14 protein-coding genes are annotated in these 17,873 nt (G+C 40.8%); 5 read left to right on the forward strand and 9 right to left on the reverse strand.

The features are described from left to right. Window positions 1-43: 43 nt before the first annotated feature. On the forward strand, window positions 44-3,229 hold the full coding sequence (gene dnaE, locus IPF86_00370) for a DNA polymerase III subunit alpha (protein QQR50364.1): 3,186 nt from the start codon (window positions 44-46) through the stop codon (window positions 3,227-3,229). A 34-nt stretch (window positions 3,230-3,263) separates the two neighbouring features. Here dnaE and IPF86_00375 read toward each other — a convergent pair whose 3' ends face one another. Next, the gene (locus IPF86_00375) at window positions 3,264-3,599 is read right to left on the reverse strand and encodes a hypothetical protein (GenBank protein QQR50365.1); all 336 of its coding nucleotides are present in this window, start codon (window positions 3,597-3,599) and stop codon (window positions 3,264-3,266) included. Window positions 3,600-3,697: 98 nt separating this feature from the next. Here IPF86_00375 and IPF86_00380 point away from each other — a divergent pair, with 98 nt between their 5' ends. Together IPF86_00380 and IPF86_00385 are read left to right on the forward strand one after the other, a co-directional pair. Then, window positions 3,698-5,443: a threonine--tRNA ligase gene (locus IPF86_00380; protein QQR50366.1), complete on the forward strand. Its 1,746-nt coding sequence runs from the start codon at window positions 3,698-3,700 to the stop codon at window positions 5,441-5,443. A 56-nt stretch (window positions 5,444-5,499) separates the two neighbouring features. Then, window positions 5,500-5,694: a hypothetical protein gene (locus IPF86_00385; GenBank protein QQR50367.1), complete on the forward strand. Its 195-nt coding sequence runs from the start codon at window positions 5,500-5,502 to the stop codon at window positions 5,692-5,694. A gap of 41 nt (window positions 5,695-5,735) precedes the next feature. On the opposite strand, the gene IPF86_00390 is transcribed toward IPF86_00385, so the two are convergent. The 5 genes from IPF86_00390 to IPF86_00410 all read right to left on the reverse strand — a co-directional run bounded on the left by IPF86_00390 (window position 5,736) and on the right by IPF86_00410 (window position 12,559). Then, window positions 5,736-6,839 carry an AAA family ATPase gene (locus IPF86_00390; GenBank protein ID QQR50368.1) on the reverse strand — a complete coding sequence of 368 codons (1,104 nt, stop codon included), beginning with the start codon at window positions 6,837-6,839 and terminating at the stop codon, window positions 5,736-5,738. Between the two features lie 388 nt (window positions 6,840-7,227). Then, entirely contained in the window at window positions 7,228-9,300 is a 2,073-nt protein-coding gene (locus IPF86_00395) for a type IIA DNA topoisomerase subunit B (protein ID QQR50369.1), read from the reverse strand. Between the two features lie 111 nt (window positions 9,301-9,411). After that, window positions 9,412-11,112 carry a hypothetical protein gene (locus tag IPF86_00400; protein QQR50370.1) on the reverse strand — a complete coding sequence of 567 codons (1,701 nt, stop codon included), beginning with the start codon at window positions 11,110-11,112 and terminating at the stop codon, window positions 9,412-9,414. Between the two features lie 71 nt (window positions 11,113-11,183). Continuing rightward, window positions 11,184-12,323 carry a hypothetical protein gene (locus IPF86_00405; protein ID QQR50371.1) on the reverse strand — a complete coding sequence of 380 codons (1,140 nt, stop codon included), beginning with the start codon at window positions 12,321-12,323 and terminating at the stop codon, window positions 11,184-11,186. A gap of 5 nt (window positions 12,324-12,328) precedes the next feature. Beyond that, window positions 12,329-12,559: a hypothetical protein gene (locus IPF86_00410; protein QQR50372.1), complete on the reverse strand. Its 231-nt coding sequence runs from the start codon at window positions 12,557-12,559 to the stop codon at window positions 12,329-12,331. 56 nt (window positions 12,560-12,615) lie between these two features. Here IPF86_00410 and IPF86_00415 point away from each other — a divergent pair, with 56 nt between their 5' ends. Then, window positions 12,616-12,759 (forward strand): hypothetical protein, encoded by a 144-nt coding sequence (locus tag IPF86_00415; GenBank protein ID QQR50373.1) that lies wholly within the window; start codon window positions 12,616-12,618, stop codon window positions 12,757-12,759. A gap of 136 nt (window positions 12,760-12,895) precedes the next feature. On the opposite strand, the gene IPF86_00420 is transcribed toward IPF86_00415, so the two are convergent. Both IPF86_00420 and IPF86_00425 read right to left on the reverse strand, forming a co-directional pair. Continuing rightward, window positions 12,896-13,234 (reverse strand): MGMT family protein, encoded by a 339-nt coding sequence (locus IPF86_00420; protein ID QQR50374.1) that lies wholly within the window; start codon window positions 13,232-13,234, stop codon window positions 12,896-12,898. Between the two features lies 1 nt (window position 13,235). Then, on the reverse strand, window positions 13,236-16,169 hold the full coding sequence (locus IPF86_00425) for an ATP-dependent helicase (protein QQR50375.1): 2,934 nt from the start codon (window positions 16,167-16,169) through the stop codon (window positions 13,236-13,238). 89 nt (window positions 16,170-16,258) lie between these two features. On the opposite strand from IPF86_00425, the gene IPF86_00430 reads away from it, so the two are divergent. Continuing rightward, on the forward strand, window positions 16,259-16,627 hold the full coding sequence (locus IPF86_00430; GenBank protein ID QQR50376.1) for a hypothetical protein: 369 nt from the start codon (window positions 16,259-16,261) through the stop codon (window positions 16,625-16,627). Window positions 16,628-16,676: 49 nt separating this feature from the next. Here IPF86_00430 and IPF86_00435 read toward each other — a convergent pair whose 3' ends face one another. Further along, window positions 16,677-17,822 (reverse strand): hypothetical protein, encoded by a 1,146-nt coding sequence (locus IPF86_00435; protein ID QQR50377.1) that lies wholly within the window; start codon window positions 17,820-17,822, stop codon window positions 16,677-16,679. Window positions 17,823-17,873: the final 51 nt, after the last annotated feature.

The raw sequence follows: 17,873 nt of genomic DNA on the forward strand, positions 1-17,873 counted from the left end.
AAATTTTTTGTCAAACAATCCTATCGCCTGCTATACTTGCCCTATGTCGAAACCATTTACTCATCTCCATACCCATTCTCACTACTCACTCCTAGATGGGCTATCGAAGATAGATGATTTGGTCAACCGCGCAAAAGAACATGGTATGGAAGCACTCGCACTTACCGATCATGGCAACATGTACGGTGCTATCGAATTCTACAAAGCCTGCAAAAAAGAAAATATCAAACCTATCATCGGCGTCGAAGCCTATGTCGCCGAGCGAACGAGGTTTGATAAAGATCCTAACATTGATGCCAAACGGTATCATCTAACTTTGCTTGCCCGAAACGAAACTGGTTACAAAAATCTCATGCGACTCGTCTCGAAAGCTAACATCGAAGGCTACTACTACAAGCCACGCATGGATCATGATCTACTCAAAGAACATGCTTCCGGACTTATATGCCTCACAGGATGCCCTGCCAGTCGTTTCATTCACCATGTTAAAAATAATCAGATTGATGAAGCCAGGAAGCTCCTTCATTTCTACATCGATATATTTGGGAAAGAGCATGTGTTCGTCGAAGTCATGCATCATGATGATGTTGATTGGTATACACCACTGTTGCCTACTATCAAACAAATCGCACAAGACCTCGATCTACCGATCGTCGGTACGTGGGATTCGCACTACCTCCACAAAGATGATGCGGAAGCACAAGATACACTCCTAGCAATTAACACTGGCTCAGATGTGGGAAGTAATAAGATATCAATGAAGTCTGGCGACTATTCATTTATTAGTTCAGACGAAGCCTATAAAATATTCCACGACATGCCCGAAGCCTGTGCGAATACACAAAAAGTTGTGGATCTCGTTTCTATAGAGCTCTCACTCGGAAACTGGTATTTCCCAAACTACGAAATCCCTGAGGGAACCACGTATGACAGCGAACTGTCTAAATTCACCTACCTCGGGATGGAGACTCGCAATATCGAGAAGACACCAGAGCGACTCGAACGCATCGCGTATGAACTCGACGTTATCAAGAATAAAGGCTACGCGCCCTACTTCCTCGTCGTTGCCGATCTGTTGAAATTCGCCCGTGAGCACAATATCGTCACCACAACGAGAGGCTCGGCCGCAGGATCAATGGTCTCGTACCTTAACTACATCACGACGGTTGATCCGATCGAATACAATTTGCCATTTGAAAGATTCTTGAACCCATACCGTCCATCGGCACCTGATATCGATATGGATATAGCTGACAACAGACGCGATGAAATGATCGATTATGCCAAATTAAAATATGGCGCAGATAAAGTTGCTCAGATCGGAACATTCGGTACCATGATGGCACGTGGTTCAGTGCGTGACGTAGCACGTGCACTCGGCTATCCATATAGCATCGGCGATCGTCTCTCAAAACTCATACCGATGGGTAGCCAAGGTTTCCCTATGACGATCGATCATGCCATGGAACTCGTACCAGAACTTCAAACAGCGTATGACAACGAGCGTGAGACAAAAGAAATTATTGATCTCGCAAAAAAAATGGAAGGCTGTGCACGACATATCTCTGTGCACGCAGCAGGCGTCGTTATCGCACCTTCGGCTATCGAAGATTTTACCCCGATACAGTTTGACCCCAAAGGCGGCAAAATCATCACACAGTACGACATGTACACGATCGAAGAAGCGGGACTCCTCAAGCTCGACTTTCTCGGTATCAGAAACTTAGCCATCTTAGGAGATGCCATCGAACGCATCATGAAAATCAGAGGTATAAAGATCGATCTCGACGATCTGCCAAAGCAAGACAAAAAAACATTTGAAATGCTTGCCCGTGGTGAAACTGTTGGCGTCTTCCAGCTCGGCAATGACGGCATGACAAAAGCCGTCAAGAAACTAGAACCAACGACAATCGATGACTTGAATGTCATGGTCGCACTCTATCGTCCAGGACCAATGGCGACGATCGATGAATACATTGCGAGAAAGCATGGCAAGAATAAGACGATTTACTATCATCCGAAAATGGAAAAGTTTTTGCACAAAAGTTTTGGACTCTTGGTCTATCAAGATGATCTCCTCTACACGGCGATCGAACTCGCTGGCTATGACTGGGAATCAGTTGATAAATTCCGCAAAGCAGTCGGTAAAAAAATCCCAGAAGAAATGGCAAAGCAACATACCAAATTCGTCGATGGCTGCCAAAAATATTCTGCCATGTCAAAAAAAGATGCCGAGAAAATCTGGGAGCTCTTTGAACCATTCCAAGGCTACGGATTCAACAAAGCTCATGCCGCAAGTTACGGCAAAGTCGCCTACCAAACAGCGTATTTGAAAGCTAACTTCCCTGCAGAATACATGAGTGCAGTATTGACTGCCGAGTCTGATGACCTCGAGCGAATCGCAGAAGTGATCGCTGAGTGTAAACGCATGGGCTTTGTTGTACTGCCACCTGATATTAATGAGAGCTTCTCTGACTTTACTGTCGTACTCGATGAACAAGGATCGGTAACAAACACAATTCGCTTCGGTCTTCGCAGTATTAAAAATTTCGGTGAAGAGATCGGTAAGGCAATTATTGGCGAGCGCAAAGCGCATGGAGCATTTGCATCACTCGTGAATTTCCTCGATCGAGTCCATCACAAGAACCTGAACAAGAAATCACTTGAGGCACTCGTCATGTGCGGTGCGATGGATACGCTCGGTGAGCGCGGTACACTCATGCGGAACATGGAAGTGTTGCTCGAATACAACAAGGAAAATGAAAAAATGCGTGGACAAGATTCATTGTTCGGAGGACTAACGAGCTATGATGGCGGTAGTCTTGAACTAGTTCCCGGTGACACTGCGACACAAGCAGAAAAATTGCTTTGGGAGAAAGAACTGCTCGGTCTCTATGTCTCAGGTCATCCACTCGAACGCTGTCGCGCACAAATCGAGCAAAGCGGTATGCATATAGGCAAAATTAGAACTGATATTAAAAATGGCATGCCGGTTATTTTGGGCGCGATGATTACTGCTATCAAAACAGTTACGACCAAAAATAATGACACGATGCTTTTTGTAACCCTCACTGACTTTGAAGGATCAATGGAGGCCGTCGTGTTTTCAAAAACGTATGCACAGCACCGAGACTTATTTGTGATCGATACCTGCGTCGCCATCAAGGGCCGCGTGTCTATCAGAAATGATGAGAAGAGTATCATCATCGAAGGTATAAAAAAAATATAACCCGAACCGATTAGGGTTTGGGTTATATGTTCAGTTATTGGAAACTTCCGGAGACCTGAATACTCTCCTGAATTGAGAGGTACATTTGTACTCTACTTTTTGTATCTGACTGTGAAGTATACTGCTCAACGAACTCTAATCTTTTCCTGAAACGAGCCATCGAACGACTCGAAATAATGAGGTCGAGTAACTCTTCGCATAAATCATCAATCTCTTTTTGATTGAGATCTGGTCGACATTCATTTTCATTCTGAATCTTTACCAGATCTCTGATTTCCTGTTTTTTCTGTCTGATTTTCATTGTAAGTGATGGAAATAAGAAAAAATAAAGCTTCACAGGAAAGTAGATAATCAATGGAAGTTTTTTCATAACGTATGGGTTTGGTTAAGGAAAATTAAATAAATTATACGCTATTTTACAGAAAATGCAAGCTACAACTGAATTTGTCATATGGTATTATTGGGCTTATGCCTGAAGAAAAATTAAACCAAATCCGTCACACCCTTGCCCATCTCTTGGCTGCATCAATACGAACACTCTATCCCAATGCACAAAATTCCATTGGCCCTGCAATAGAAAATGGCTTCTATCAAGATTTCGATTTGCCTGAGACAATATCTGAAAAAGACTTCCCTGTGATCGAAGCAAAGATGAACGAACTCTTGATGACATGGAAAGAATTCACCAAGCGAGATGTAACACCTGACGAAGCCAAAAAAGAATTTGCATGGAATAAGTACAAAGTCGAACTCATAGAAGAATTCTCACAAAAAGGCGACCAGCTAACATTCTATACAGCTGGCGAATTTGTTGATCTCTGTCGCGGCGGCCATGTTGAACATCCACATACTGATATCGTGCCAGGTTCATGGAAGCTCGATCGAGTTGCGGGAGCGTATTGGCGTGGCGATGAGAAAAATAAAATGCTTACTCGCATTTATGGACTTGCATTTGAATCAAAAGAAAAACTCGATGGTTATATCGCCATGCAAGAAGAAGCAAAGAAACGCGACCATCGTAAACTAGGTAAAGAACTCGGATTATTTTTATTCTCTGATCTTGTTGGACCAGGATTGCCATTATGGACACCCAAAGGCACACTGTTGCGCGAGCTTCTCAATGACTATGTCTGGAGTCTTCGAAAAAAGTATGGGTACGAAAAAGTAACAATCCCGCACATTACGAAAAAAGAATTGTATGAGACCTCTGGGCATTGGGCAAAATATGCTGATGATCTTTTTAAAATTCATACACGGGAAAATAAACTCTTTGCTATGAAGCCCATGAACTGCCCTCATCACACGCAAATATTTGATTCTGAACCAAGAAGCTATCGTGATATGCCGCAGCGATATTGCGAAACAACAATGGTATATCGAGATGAACAATCAGGCGAACTATCAGGTCTGTCGAGAGTGATATCGATTACCCAAGATGATGCTCACGTTTTTTGCCGTGAAAGCCAGATCGAGGAAGAATCATTAAAGATTTGGGATATTATTGAAAAATTCTATGGTGCATTCGGCTTTGAGCTCACACCACGACTATCTCGACATGATCCTGATAATTTTGAAAAATATCTAGGCACAAAAGAAACGTGGGAAAAAGCTGAAGGAGCGCTCAAAGATCTCATCGAGAAGAAAAATGCTGTCGCGATAGATGGCAAAGGAGAAGCAGCATTTTATGGACCAAAAATAGATTTCCTCGGCAAAGATTCACTTGGGCGAGAACACCAAGTGGGTACAATCCAGATAGATTTCGTCCAACCAAAAAACTTCGGTCTCACGTTTACAAATGAAAAAGGTGAGAAAGAAAATGTCGTCATGATTCACTGTGCAATCATGGGCTCTATCGAGCGATTTATGATGATCATGATCGAACATCTCGGCGGATCATTCCCAACCTGGCTCTCACCAGTACAAGTCGCAATTATTCCCGTTCGCGAAAATCATATAGAGTATGCAAAGAAAGTTGAAACAGATCTTGAAGAATCCGGCATTCGGGCAAAAATGTATGATGCTAATGACAGCCTCGGCAAACGCATCCATGCTGCAAAAGGACAGAAAATCCCGTACGTCATTGTGATCGGTGATAAAGAAATGTCTTCAGGAAACCTCACCATCGAAAAGCGTGACGGAACAAAAGATGAGCAAACACTTGCAATCTTTATTGAAATGCTTAATGGAGAGGTCAAAAACCGTTCATTAAATTAGGAATGTGCTCGTCACACTTTTCTATTTACTAATTACTAGTCACTATTTACTACCCCATGTTTGAAAATAATGTATACAATTTGATGATGCAAGTAACCGTCGAGCACGTATCGCTCTGGCGTATAAAAGATGACTACATGAAAGATGCCAAGAAATCTCCTGAGGTTAAGAAGTTCTGGATGAAAATGATTCATGACAAAGAATCTCAAATCAAAGAACTCAAGGCACTCATCAAGAAAGAAATGAAATAATAAAAACCCCTGCTATGCAGGGGTTTTTGATTCAGTAGAAACTATCTGATTCTAGCTCGTTCTTTGTTGCCATATTTTTTCTCCTCAGTGACTTCCTTGATCACTTTGATAAATGGCGGGAACTGTAATATATGATTACGGTCGGTACCCTCCCATTCAAGTTGATACTCATCTGTCTCATCCAAAAATCTATCTACCTCAAAGTATTGATTGTTCCAGAGGAAACAGTAACGATTTTTACGGATAGGTCGATAATTATGATCTGCTCGTTCTTCAATATATGTATAATAATCTCTTTCTGGAATCCGGTGTTGTATTTCAAAGCGATCACTTGAGCCTGGAATTGATGTTTTTCTGGTGAAATAATATGTTGACCCACCATCAAGCGTACGTCTACGAACACGTTCTTCTGAACCATCAGTCGTCGTGAGGTATGTTTGTAATATGTGCACTTCTTTGTATGCAACAGAAACATCTTCTAGTGAAAAAGGTTTAATCAGAAATTTCCTCTCAGATTCTATCGGTACCGGTATACCTAGCAAGTCACAAATTTTTTGATACCCTTCGGTCATTTTCTGATCAAAGGTTTTACCTTCATTGGTAATACAACTCATGTGCTCATGTCCTATCCAAGCATCTTGTGTCAAATCATCTAAGCGACGTGCATCCTCAAGTGCCTCTGTTCTGGCTTTGTTATTTATTGTTGTATAAAACGCTTCCGCACCATACGCTGCAGTCTGCAGATAGATGACTGCATCCGACATACCCATAAGTTCCCCAGCAATTAATTTTTCTTCTAACAAAATTTTATTAAAAAGCTCAGGTTTAATGTATGCCAATGCATCAAAGACTCCTCGATCATACATAATAAGTTTTTTCGAAGCAGTAGTTTTCGACATGATGGTGCGAATACGTGCATCTGATTCAAGTGTGTGTAAAAGAAGTTGCCTCTGAAATTCAGAATTATGTAATTCCCTATCCCATGGAGTAATGCCACCTAAAATAAAACGGGTAGCAATCTCATCACGGACAAAAACTTTGACCCCTTTATCTGACAACTTCTGTAGAATAAGGGATAGTAAGGTAGTTTTTCCAGAGCACGGACCTCCGGTAACTATTGCTTCATATATGTTTTGATTATTCATTTTGCAAGGATTTTCCTAAACGTAATCTTTATTACCTCTAAAGTCAATCAAGCTTGCAAGTTTTAGAAAAAATGCTATAAAGAAGAAAATTTTAATTCATGAAAATACTGGAAATAGGAGCCTATCTTCTGTCTGTTTTAGGTATGGCAACTCTTACATTTTATTTATCAAAATTATTTAAGGAAGAATTCGGCTTAACACAAAGAACCAGCATGCATTCTAGCGTTTTCATTTATCTTGCTGCGTTTATATTTACGTATACAATTGTTTACGACAATAAAGATTTTCTATTTATGATAAGCACGGTAACAGGCATAATTCTTGGAGCAGTCATATGGATGCGAAGAAAGATATCTTAAACAAACCCCCTGCATTTATACAGGGGGTTTTATATATCGAGTTCTGCCATTTTGGCATGGGTTTGAATAAATGATTTGCGAGGAGCGACATCAGAGCCCATCAACATATCGAACACTTTATCTGCCTCTTCTCCGTCATCGATGGTGACTTGCTTCAAGATTCTTCGTGTCGAATCCATCGTCGTTTCCCACAACTCTTCTGCGTTCATTTCGCCGAGACCTTTATAGCGCTGCACGTGAATTTTCTGAGTTCTACCTTTGATTGGCTTATCGCCTTCCTCTTCTTCTACTACTTCATCACCCATACTTTCTTCCCCATTTTCTTCACTATCGAGCTCCGCTCCAACGTTCCCCGCAAAAGCTACTTTCTCGGCTTCATTATACGCATAGAAAATTTCTTTGCCTTTTTTTATTTTATAGAGCGGTGGCTGTGCGATATATATATGCCCAGCATCGAGGAGTGGTCGGAAGTATCGATACAATAGTGTGAGTATGAGAGTGCGAATGTGTGCGCCGTCAACGTCGGCATCGGTTGCAATAATTACCTTGTGGTAGCGAAGCTTGGTTATGTCGAACGTATCACCAATCGCAGTGCCCATAGCGACAACGAGATTTTTGATCTGTTCAGATGCGAGCATGCGATCAAGACGAGCGCGCTCAATGTTGAGAATTTTTCCTCGTAACGGCAATATTGCCTGCGTACGTCGGTCACGTCCCATTTTGGCGGTACCGCCTGCAGAATCTCCCTCTACGATAAAGAGTTCTGCATCTTCAGCTTTGGTACCAGAGGCACAATCAGAAAGTTTACCGGGGAGTGTCATGCCTTCGAGTGCACCTTTTCGAAGTACTGAATCTTTGGCAGCTTTGGCAGCTTTACGAGCACGGACGGCTATGATGACTTTGTTAATGATCATCTTAGCTTCATCGGGATTCTCTTCGAGGTAAGAAGTAAAGGCATCGCCGAAAACAGTCGCTACTGCACCCTGCGCCTCAACTGAACCGAGTTTACCTTTGGTCTGGCCTTCGAACTGAATTTCACGGAGCTTGACCGAGACAACTGCTGTCAAACCTTCAAGGACATCTTCCCCAGTGAAGCCACCGTCTGCTTCTTTGATAATATTATTTTTCTTACCGTACGTATTTAAAATTCTCGTTAGTGCAGTCTTAAATCCTGTGATATGAGTTCCACCCTCTTGAGTATAAATGTTGTTAGCAAATGGTACGATCTTGGTCGTGATGTCATCGATGTACTGGAGTGCAATCTCAACACCCACGTCATCAACTTCTTTGTCAACATAGAAAATCGTATTATGCACGGCTTTCTGGTGCTTGTTGTAGAAGCGAATAAGTGATACCAGTCCACCTTCGAAATAAAAAGAGATCGACGGGAATTCTAGCGCAAGCTCACTAAAATAAAATACAGAATCTGTATCAAGCTTTGGCATATCGAGCGTCCTCGCATCGATCACAGTAATCTTGAGACCTTTGACCAAATAGGCCTGCTGGCGCAAATGGTTGACGATAGTATTGTAATCAAACTGGAGAGTTTTGAATATTTCCTGATCAGGTTCAAAGGTTATAATCGTCCCGTGTAATTTTGATGAAGCGATTTTTTTGACAGCTGCTTTTTTCTTGCCCTGTGAGTATTCTTGTCCATGGACTCCACCATCGCGGTGCACGATCGCTTTTGTATAGATCGACAGCGCATTAACAACTGACGCACCCACGCCGTGTAATCCACCGGAAACTTTGTAGCCAGATTCATCACCGCCGAATTTGCCTCCCGCATGGAGTGTTGTCATGACTGTCTCAAGTGCAGAAACTTTTGTTTTTGAATGTATATCGACTGGAATACCTCGGCCGTTATCTGCAACGCGGATACGGTTGTTCGGCAAGAGTACGACTTCGATTCGATTTGCATGGCCGGCCATAGCCTCGTCACGAGAGTTATCAAAAATTTCCCAGACTAAGTGGTGTAGACCTTCTGGTCCTGTACCACCAATATACATACCTGGACGCTTCCTCACCGGCTCTAGTCCTTCGAGAACTGAGATCGAATCTGCTCCATATGACCCTTTCTTTTTTGCGTCGCTATCTGCCATAGATTAATTAAAAATGTCCTTTGGTTATAAGGATATTTTGTCTATTCTTATAAGTAAAGTATACCAAATTTTTCAGGCTTCTCCAAGTGTATAAAGAGTGTTTATTATCTCCTAGTTTGGAATATGAATACGCACAATGCTATACGGTGCAATCATCACTGAAGCAATAGAATCGTAGCTACTCGGACCAGAAAGTACTATCTGAGAAGTAGTTGTATTCTGATCACCTTTTGCGCCATAGGTCGCTCCTAGTGAATTTGCTAACATTGCCTCAGCAGTAAAACTAGTCTCACCGAAATCAAAACCATTGGTAAATTTGATTGACGAAAGTGGCAGTGCAACGCCTGAGCGATTGATAATAATTAAATCTTGTTGAGTGCCATTGGTAAATCCATACACTCGTACATCAGCCGGTATACTGCCTTGTACTGTATAGGTAAGCGCGAGTAAGTGATGCTTGGCATCAAAAAGTCCTTCTAAAAGATGGAGTGCTTGCCATGATGCACGTTTTACAATACCACCAGTTTCTTTGACATTGCCGACATCTTCACTTGCTTTATCGAATTTGGATATTAAATTCCTATCACTTCCACTCATATTCATAAAGGTAGCAGCGGTGACTGGATTATTATGATAGGCATTATACGTAGCAACGCCGCCTAAAATAAAATCAGCAGTGTGGATGGCTTGAAACATAGTATTTTGGTAAAGCGTATTGTTGTCAGACGATGTATCATAATCTCCCGCCAACTTAATATTGTACTGACTGATAGCAATCTTTTTACCTGGGAATGCAGCGAGTGTTCCAGCAATTTGCGCCGGATACGTAGTATCAATAAATGTCTTTGAAACTTTATTCATACAGGAAAACTGCTGATCGACAGTACCTCCACAACTAGGGTCAACCTGAAGCCAAGAATAAATTATTGTGCCATCAAAGAAATCATTCTGCAATGCAAGAGCAGCATTCCATTCACTGAGTCTTTTACCTGACTTATCATATGGTGCTGGATGAATATATATATCAATATTGGGATATGCTGTCTTGATCGCCAGTGCAATCGGCTTAACTCTTTGTATATAGTTTTCTACTGTTGGGAAAATATCCTCATAACCACTGAGATAGCTTTCAACACCAAGCTGTACAGCCATGATGGCAACACCTTTTGATTTCATATCTGCGATCATGGCGAGGTTGTCTTTTGTTGCTAGATCAATACTTGCTTGATCAAATCTGCCGAACCCAGGCGCAACCTGCGAAGATACATTAAGTGACGGAAAAGCTTTCGCCCCAGAAGCTTTGAGTAGTGAAACATATTTATCGTAAAATCGATAACTGAACTCTGTTGTCCACGCGGCTTCTTTTAGTTTTGTCGTGCCATTAGTATCACGATTGATTTCAGATTCAAGTATCCCCATGCCAGGTAAATACCAATTACTATAGTTTGCGTTGGTCCCAGGCGCATAATGAAGTACCTTGATACCACCATCGGTAATAACTGTCGTAAATGCACTAGTATCAGTATCAAATCCGCCAAAAGTACTATCTATACCAGAAGCAATAATAGCATCTGGTAGAACACTACCGATTGGGACTAACACAGGATTGATTACTACTGGTACCTCTGTCGGCATCTCGGTATCACTGGTATCACTACTGGTATCGGGAATATTTGTATTAGTCGTATTAGTCGTATTTATCTTATTCTCGTCTGCCAAACGTCTCTCGTTATATTGACCCAGCCACAACATACCACTAGCTAATACGATAGCGAGTAGCCATATATATATTGATTTGTGTTTACGACGCATAGTAGAAGTTTAGCGCACTTCATGTCCATGTTCTACAAACGAAATATGGAGGTGCATTAATTATTTTTCTCTTATCGTATTGTCGCGTTGAATGTCTTTTGTGTTTCTTCTTCGAGGGTTTTGTGCATTTTATTTATCTCTTCATCAGTCAATGTCCGATCGAGTGATCGATACGTGATACGGTAGGCATAGCTTTTCTTACCAGAGCCGAATTTCTCAGCATTTTCATATTCATCAACAAGTGCCATTTCTTCTGCTAAATCCCCTACAACATCACGGACGAGATCAAAATAATTGTTCGGCGCAAAAGCTTCCGCATCGACAATAAAAGAAATATCTCGAATAATTGCTGGGTATTTACTAACCTCTTTGAATTTCTGACCAAGCTTCAACTGTTTCTTGACCCGATCATCCTCTGACCAGAGCAAACGAATATCTGGAAGTTCCATACCAATAATAGCGAGTCGTTCAAGTCCAAATCCGAAGGCCCAGCCATGGTAACCTTGGATACCAAAGTTTGCGAGCACTTCTTTCCTGGGCATGCCACCTCCTAATATTTCTATCCAATCACCATTGATTTGTACTTCAACTTCAAGTGATGGATCCGTATAAGGAAATGTATCTGGGTTAAAACGATAGACAACATCAGGACCAAACATTGTTTGCACTATGTCGGAAAGTGCATTTTTTAAATCATCAATCGTAAGTGACTCCTTTTCGTCAGCAACAAGATATAGCCCTCCCATTTGATGGAAAATATTCATGTGCTTGCGATCGATTTCATCTTTTCGATACACCTTACCGTAACAAATAACTCCTATTGGTTCCTTAGTTTTTATTTTCTCCTGCACTTCAGGCAGTGTGAGGTAGTAATGCCACATGACTGTATCATGCGTGCGCAAAATATTTTTTGAATCTACGTAGTACGTATCTGAAGTACTGCGAGCAGGATGGTCAGGCGCAAAATTAAATAAATCAAAGCTGATATCTGCAGGGACGATTTCAGGAATAATAACGTTGTCAAAATCTTTAAGGAGCGGCATAGCCTTTACCTTTTCTACGATTTCAAATAGCGGACTCGTCGCTGTACGCGAAAGATCCAACATTGATAGGTATCGTTTAATTCGAAGTGCTTCTGCATCATTGCGTGTCTCAAGAGCTTTGAGTAATGACTCCTCTTCTGTTGTATTTATTCGTATATCTTTTCCCATATAATTTATTTTCGACTAAGTAGTATGTACACATAATTGCCTTTATACATCAGTGTAAACTGATGATTATCGTCATCTTCAAATTGGGCAGATTTCTTGTCATGTGCTTGGTTAAAGTAGACTTTAGCTTCAAGTGGCTCGATTTTACTTAGCAAATATGTAAGCCCGCTCTTGATATGAGCGTCTTCGGTATCATATTCAACCTTATGTTCATGGATATATTTATACGTTACCATAACGGAAAGTATAGCAAAAACAGGCCATTTTTGCGAAGATGTGATAAAATAACTCTATGTCAAAAACGACGATCTATATCATTATTGCTTGTCTTATATTACTCATTGGGGGCTACTACATAGGCTGGCTCGACAATGGACCGCGAGAGCAAGAAGAAATAATAGACATCAATAATCTCCCAAGCCGCCTTGATCCATAGAAATATATCCACAGAATGTAATAAATTAAAAATTTCGAAACGAACACTGTTTGAGCATTTCTATGGTAAAAACTGGCATGCGAGTTTGTGAGATGAGAAATTTTTAATTTATGAAATTTAAAAATTAAATATATTTCTACTTAAACATAAAAAAGATTTTCTCAAAATTTTCAATTTTACCAGTCTTTGAGTCAACTTTGATTCCCTCTTGTTCATACAGTGCTAAACGTTTTACTCGATACTCTTCATTCGTCCACACTTTACCGTCAGTATAGACAATCCGATGAAATGGAACTTGCCCGCCTTTTTGGCGGGTTCGCTTTCTCTCTTCTTCATATTTACCTAGTATTGCCGTAATGCTTCGAGCTGCTTGTCCGCCTCCACCACAAGCCTTCGCTATTGCTCCATATGTCGTCACTTTGCCTTTGGGAATAAGGAGTGCAGCTTCGACAACGCGTTGTGAGAAAGTTTTCATATTATTTTACAAGTTCCTTTAGTTTACAGTACATACATTCTTTCTGGCCGAATTTTTGGTTGTAACATGGACGATTTACCCACTCACCGGATTCCAATGCTTCGACAAAATCATAAATATCCTTCTTCAGAAGCTCGATTTCTGCATTCGTAATCTTTGTTTCATAGAACCTGTTTTTATCATCGGCAGCGGATTCTATAAATACAAGGCGTGAATTTGAAATCACTTTTTGGTCTTTCTGATGGCTGATGAGGTAGGCATACATTGCAAGTTGTCGAAGCTTATCGCCAAGCCGCCCCTCTTCATCCCGCTTCTCAATATCACGCTTAGCATATGCTCGCCCAGTCTTGAAGTCAGTAACTTGGATCGTCTCATCATCAAGTAATTCTACAAGATCGATCTTGCCTGTTATTGCTATATTTGTGAGCTCAGAATCTTGGTACACCAAAGGCACCTCCGTCCTTGTATTCTCGCTAAACTTTTTATACTCAACGAGGAGTAACTGTGGCAACCATGTAACTGCATCTTTTTTGAAACGCGCCACGATTCTCTCGTCAAAGAGCTTCATCCTCTCAATTTCCTGATCTACTAATGCAGGAATATCATCTGCAACTGATGGTTTTTTGAAATAATGATTGAGGCATGCGTGGATAAGATTACCAAAATCAAGACTCTCACTCTTGGCTTCCGGTAGTCGCAAAAAATTTCTGAAATACCACATCCATGGACAGCTGAAAAAATTATTCAAATGCGTAACAGCTAGTTTCATCGGGAAAGCTTCAGAACGCACCAGCTGTCGCACTTCTTCTATTGCATTTTTTTCTTCTCGTATGGGTTCGCTCGCCACGTATGCCTTTGGGTCATGGTCTAGAATTTGTTTTTCTGTTTCTTGTGCTGTTGTTTTTTGGAGCAATTCTTGCGGTAGCATGGCAATGATTTTTGCAAGCTCCTGATCACCTCCCGTGTATCCAGATACCGCATATGAGAATGTTGCAAATCGCTTGCCTCGAGTAAGTGCCACATAGAGCTCACGTCGCGCTGTCAGCTCATCCTTTTTCGAAACTTTTTCTGAAAGTTTTTCTGGTAATGTAAAACCCATTTGTTTGCCTTTCATGAGCGAAGCTTCATCGAGATGCGCAATCCATACAAAGTCGAACTCCAAACCTTTTGAAGCATGCAATGTCATCACTCGCACACCACTCGTAGCAGAAAAAACAGCCAATGGGATATCTTGACCATACGACGCAAGCCGATCTATAAAAGTGACGAATTCCTTAAGACTAATCTCTGGATCCTTCTCCATTTGCGCAAGCGCAAGATGTAAAAAGGTCCTCACTATTTCGATTTTTTGGAGCAATGATTCAGTGGTGCTTGCGTGGCTAAAGAAAAATTTCTCGCCAAGGACTTGGATAAATGAATAGAGGTCTCTCTTTTCACCAATAAGCTCAAGCAGTACATCACCAAATATTTTTATTTCATCTTCACCTTGTACGAATTTCTCGACTGAAATTTTGTTGCCATGCTCTTTCAAAAACTTGTGCGCCATCATAACAGGCACACCAGAAATCGGATCAAGTAGTACAGATGCAACTGCATCTGTACTAAACGGAGCAATAATAACCCGAAGAAGCTTTACGAGTGACTGAGTTTCAGAAGCTAAAAAGAAATGTTTGTTGTTCCCGGCGGCAACAGGTAGTCCTAGATCTAAAAGTATTGGAATTGCGCTTCGTACCTGTGCATTTTTGGGCACTAGTACTACGCATTGCTCAGGCGAAACACCATCTTCAATCTTTTTCTTTATCGCAAGTCCGGCCGCAAGTATCTCATCACGAGGGAAAGCAGCTTCGACAAGCTCTATAGAATGATGCTCCTTACTCTGGCTTTGCAATTTGCTTGTGACAATACTACTCTTAAGTATATGATCTGCAACAGTTAAAATTTCAGTAGTCGATCTATAATTTTCTACAAGCGGAATAACTTTTGCTCCATTAAAAACAGTTCCAAAGTTTTCAAAATGTGATAGTGATGCTCCCCCAAAACCATAAATGAGTTGACGATCATCACCCACGACAAATACGTTTGGTTTCTCGACAGAGCCCCATACTTCAGCGAGAAATTCATTCTGTACACCAGAAGAATCCTGATGCTCATCGACTAGAACATATAAATATCGCTCGCGAATGCTATCTTTGGCATCTGATGAAATCTGTACGAGCCTGACCAAATATTCAAGTATGTCATCATAATCAGCAAGGCTCCGTTCTGCTTTTGTTTTTTCATACAAACTATAAAAACTCGCCGCCTCTTTTGTCCGTTGTAGACGTATAATTTTTTCTGCAGTTTCTTTTTTCAGCTCGCCTTTTGTTGCCCCGCGTGAAGAAATATGTTCTGGATTAGTTTTGAAAGATTGGATTTCTTGATCGATAGACTCTAATAAATCTTTTGGAGCCATACGCTCTCGCTTAGCGAGCGATATAAGTGATTTTAGATCTTTAAAATTATTAGCTCCACCGGAGCGAGGGCGCAAATATTCCCAATCATTTCCTTCGAGTAACTCATCAATTAAAATAACCGCATCGCGATCATCAATAAGCTTGGGCGCCTGAGATAGACCTAGTGCCTCATAGAATTCATCCAACACACCGCTTGCAAAGCTATGGAATGTAGATATTTTTACGCGTGACCCATCAGGGCCAATCAAGCGGAGCAAACGCTCTCGCATAGCTCGGACACCAGAATTGGTAAAGGTAAGGCAGAGTATACCATCAGCTGGCGTATCAGTTTTTTGTAAAATATTTGCAATACGTAGCGTCAGTACCTGGGTTTTGCCAGTACCAGGGCCGGCGATCACCATCACTGGTCCCTCGATCGAATCCACAGCCTCCTTTTGAGCTTTATTTAATTTCTTATATGCTTCGTCAAACTCAAGTTTCATAAGCATAGTATATCGTATTTCTATACCTCTCGTACTTGACCAAAACGAAATAATCGATATACTAACACAAAACAAAATTCTTAAAAAATATGGCAAAGACAGCACAAAAACATCCGGCAGTAACGGCTTTTAAAGAATGCCGCATTCTGGCTAATGCCCAGAAAATTCTTGACCTTGTGCAACTACAAGGCGGTGATTATAAAAATATAACCGGTCTTTCACATACACTATTTAACGAAGCGGTGTATCTTGTTGTAAACAAAGCACCAAAAGTTCGCGCCGCTTTCCAAGACTATCAAAATGAGCCAGGATGCGGAAATGCAAAGAAAATTTTAAAACTAATCAACAAAGGAGACAGTATGAGTTCTGATTTTGGTATTCCAGATAAAGTCATGGCACAAATCATGAATGCAACTATAAGTAAAACTTCCCAAAGGAAATTAGCTTTAAGAAAATAAAAATTCCCCCAACAAATTTTGTCGGGGGAAATTTAATTTATAAGATATTTTAATTATTTACTTTAGCACCAATTCTTACTTGTTCTTCATAACTATTAACAGAAGGGAGAAGACTTGCGACTTCAAATTTTTCTTTACCAGACTTGTCCCAAATAATTAGAGAATCATCGTCTGTATTGAAGCCAATCACGATACTATTGATCGGACTTAACTTCCCTGATCCGAATACATCATCAACATCTTTCGCAAATGCAATGGCATTTTGTTTTGCTTGTTCTGTATTATAATCGTGTCCAGCGCAACCGAGATGAGGTTTCTCAGCTGAGAAATGATATGTCGCCAAAACAAGTGCTTCTCGGTCACGACCGAGAGAATACTGAAGCCATGCTTTTACTTTATCGTAAAGTGCTTTCCATCCAAGACTAAATTTCGCTCCCACATTTCTTATGGGTTGAATAATGCCAACTGGAGTTTCTGTTGCAAGTGAAAGATTTATTCTTCCATCCATGCATTTGAAAGCCATTATCTCAGTTGAAAAATTTCTTCTGTATTTTTCCCTTTCGAAATGTTTGTTAACAAACATACTGCTCTGCTCCTCATTTCTTTTTAAGAGATATACTGTCATAGGATTATCCTCACTCTGTGCGTACCCTTTCTCACGAAAATACCGAAGTTGTGTCATATCAAGCCGTTGAAAATGACGGTCATTTTCGTTCATAGTTCCAGCAATAAACTGCAATCCCATATCAAGTAATTTAGGATAGTTATCTTTTATAACTTGATATCCCAAGCAAATTAAATCATCTGCTTTAAGTATTGCATGCTTATAGTCTGAACCACTTTCACGATATGGAGAAGAAACCATAAAAGTTAAGCCTCCTTCAGGTGTGATACCTCTTTTCTCTAGATTATCAGTAAGTACTTTTCCGGCTGTTTTGAGTGGTCCAATAGAATCAATGTCAAAGGGATTCAATATCAGAGCTAGATTTGGTTCATGTAGCCAGTCAAAACCGTTACCAAAACCAATAACCCTTTCTTGGTGATCAAAATCAATTGGACGATCAGAGGACCGTATAACGGAAATATGTTCCTTGTTTCCACTAAGTAATCTTGCAAAGTCCCTGAGAACTTTCTCTGGCAAATCGGGGTAAAGGCAAGATATCTGCTGTGCAATTTTTTGATATTCGTGTTCCATGTATGGTAGGTGATTTTATTTTAAAAATGAAAATTCAAAAGCTAGCATACC

It is taken from the genome of Candidatus Nomurabacteria bacterium (assembly GCA_016699085.1).
Classification (GTDB): Bacteria; Patescibacteriota; Minisyncoccia; order Phycocordibacterales; family UBA9973; genus CAZLWF01.

Excerpts from the sequence above, each read along its gene's own strand:
- dnaE (QQR50364.1), top strand. The coding sequence starts at position 44 with ATGTCGAAACCATTTACTCATCTCCATACCCATTCTCACTACTCACTC.
- IPF86_00375 (QQR50365.1), bottom strand. The coding sequence starts at position 3,599 with ATGAAAAAACTTCCATTGATTATCTACTTTCCTGTGAAGCTTTATTTT.
- IPF86_00380 (QQR50366.1), top strand. The coding sequence starts at position 3,698 with ATGCCTGAAGAAAAATTAAACCAAATCCGTCACACCCTTGCCCATCTC.
- IPF86_00385 (QQR50367.1), top strand. The coding sequence starts at position 5,500 with ATGTTTGAAAATAATGTATACAATTTGATGATGCAAGTAACCGTCGAG.
- IPF86_00390 (QQR50368.1), bottom strand. The coding sequence starts at position 6,839 with ATGAATAATCAAAACATATATGAAGCAATAGTTACCGGAGGTCCGTGC.
- IPF86_00395 (QQR50369.1), bottom strand. The coding sequence starts at position 9,300 with ATGGCAGATAGCGACGCAAAAAAGAAAGGGTCATATGGAGCAGATTCG.
- IPF86_00400 (QQR50370.1), bottom strand. The coding sequence starts at position 11,112 with ATGCGTCGTAAACACAAATCAATATATATATGGCTACTCGCTATCGTA.
- IPF86_00405 (QQR50371.1), bottom strand. The coding sequence starts at position 12,323 with ATGGGAAAAGATATACGAATAAATACAACAGAAGAGGAGTCATTACTC.
- IPF86_00410 (QQR50372.1), bottom strand. The coding sequence starts at position 12,559 with ATGGTAACGTATAAATATATCCATGAACATAAGGTTGAATATGATACC.
- IPF86_00415 (QQR50373.1), top strand. The coding sequence starts at position 12,616 with ATGTCAAAAACGACGATCTATATCATTATTGCTTGTCTTATATTACTC.
- IPF86_00420 (QQR50374.1), bottom strand. The coding sequence starts at position 13,234 with ATGAAAACTTTCTCACAACGCGTTGTCGAAGCTGCACTCCTTATTCCC.
- IPF86_00425 (QQR50375.1), bottom strand. The coding sequence starts at position 16,169 with ATGAAACTTGAGTTTGACGAAGCATATAAGAAATTAAATAAAGCTCAA.
- IPF86_00430 (QQR50376.1), top strand. The coding sequence starts at position 16,259 with ATGGCAAAGACAGCACAAAAACATCCGGCAGTAACGGCTTTTAAAGAA.
- IPF86_00435 (QQR50377.1), bottom strand. The coding sequence starts at position 17,822 with ATGGAACACGAATATCAAAAAATTGCACAGCAGATATCTTGCCTTTAC.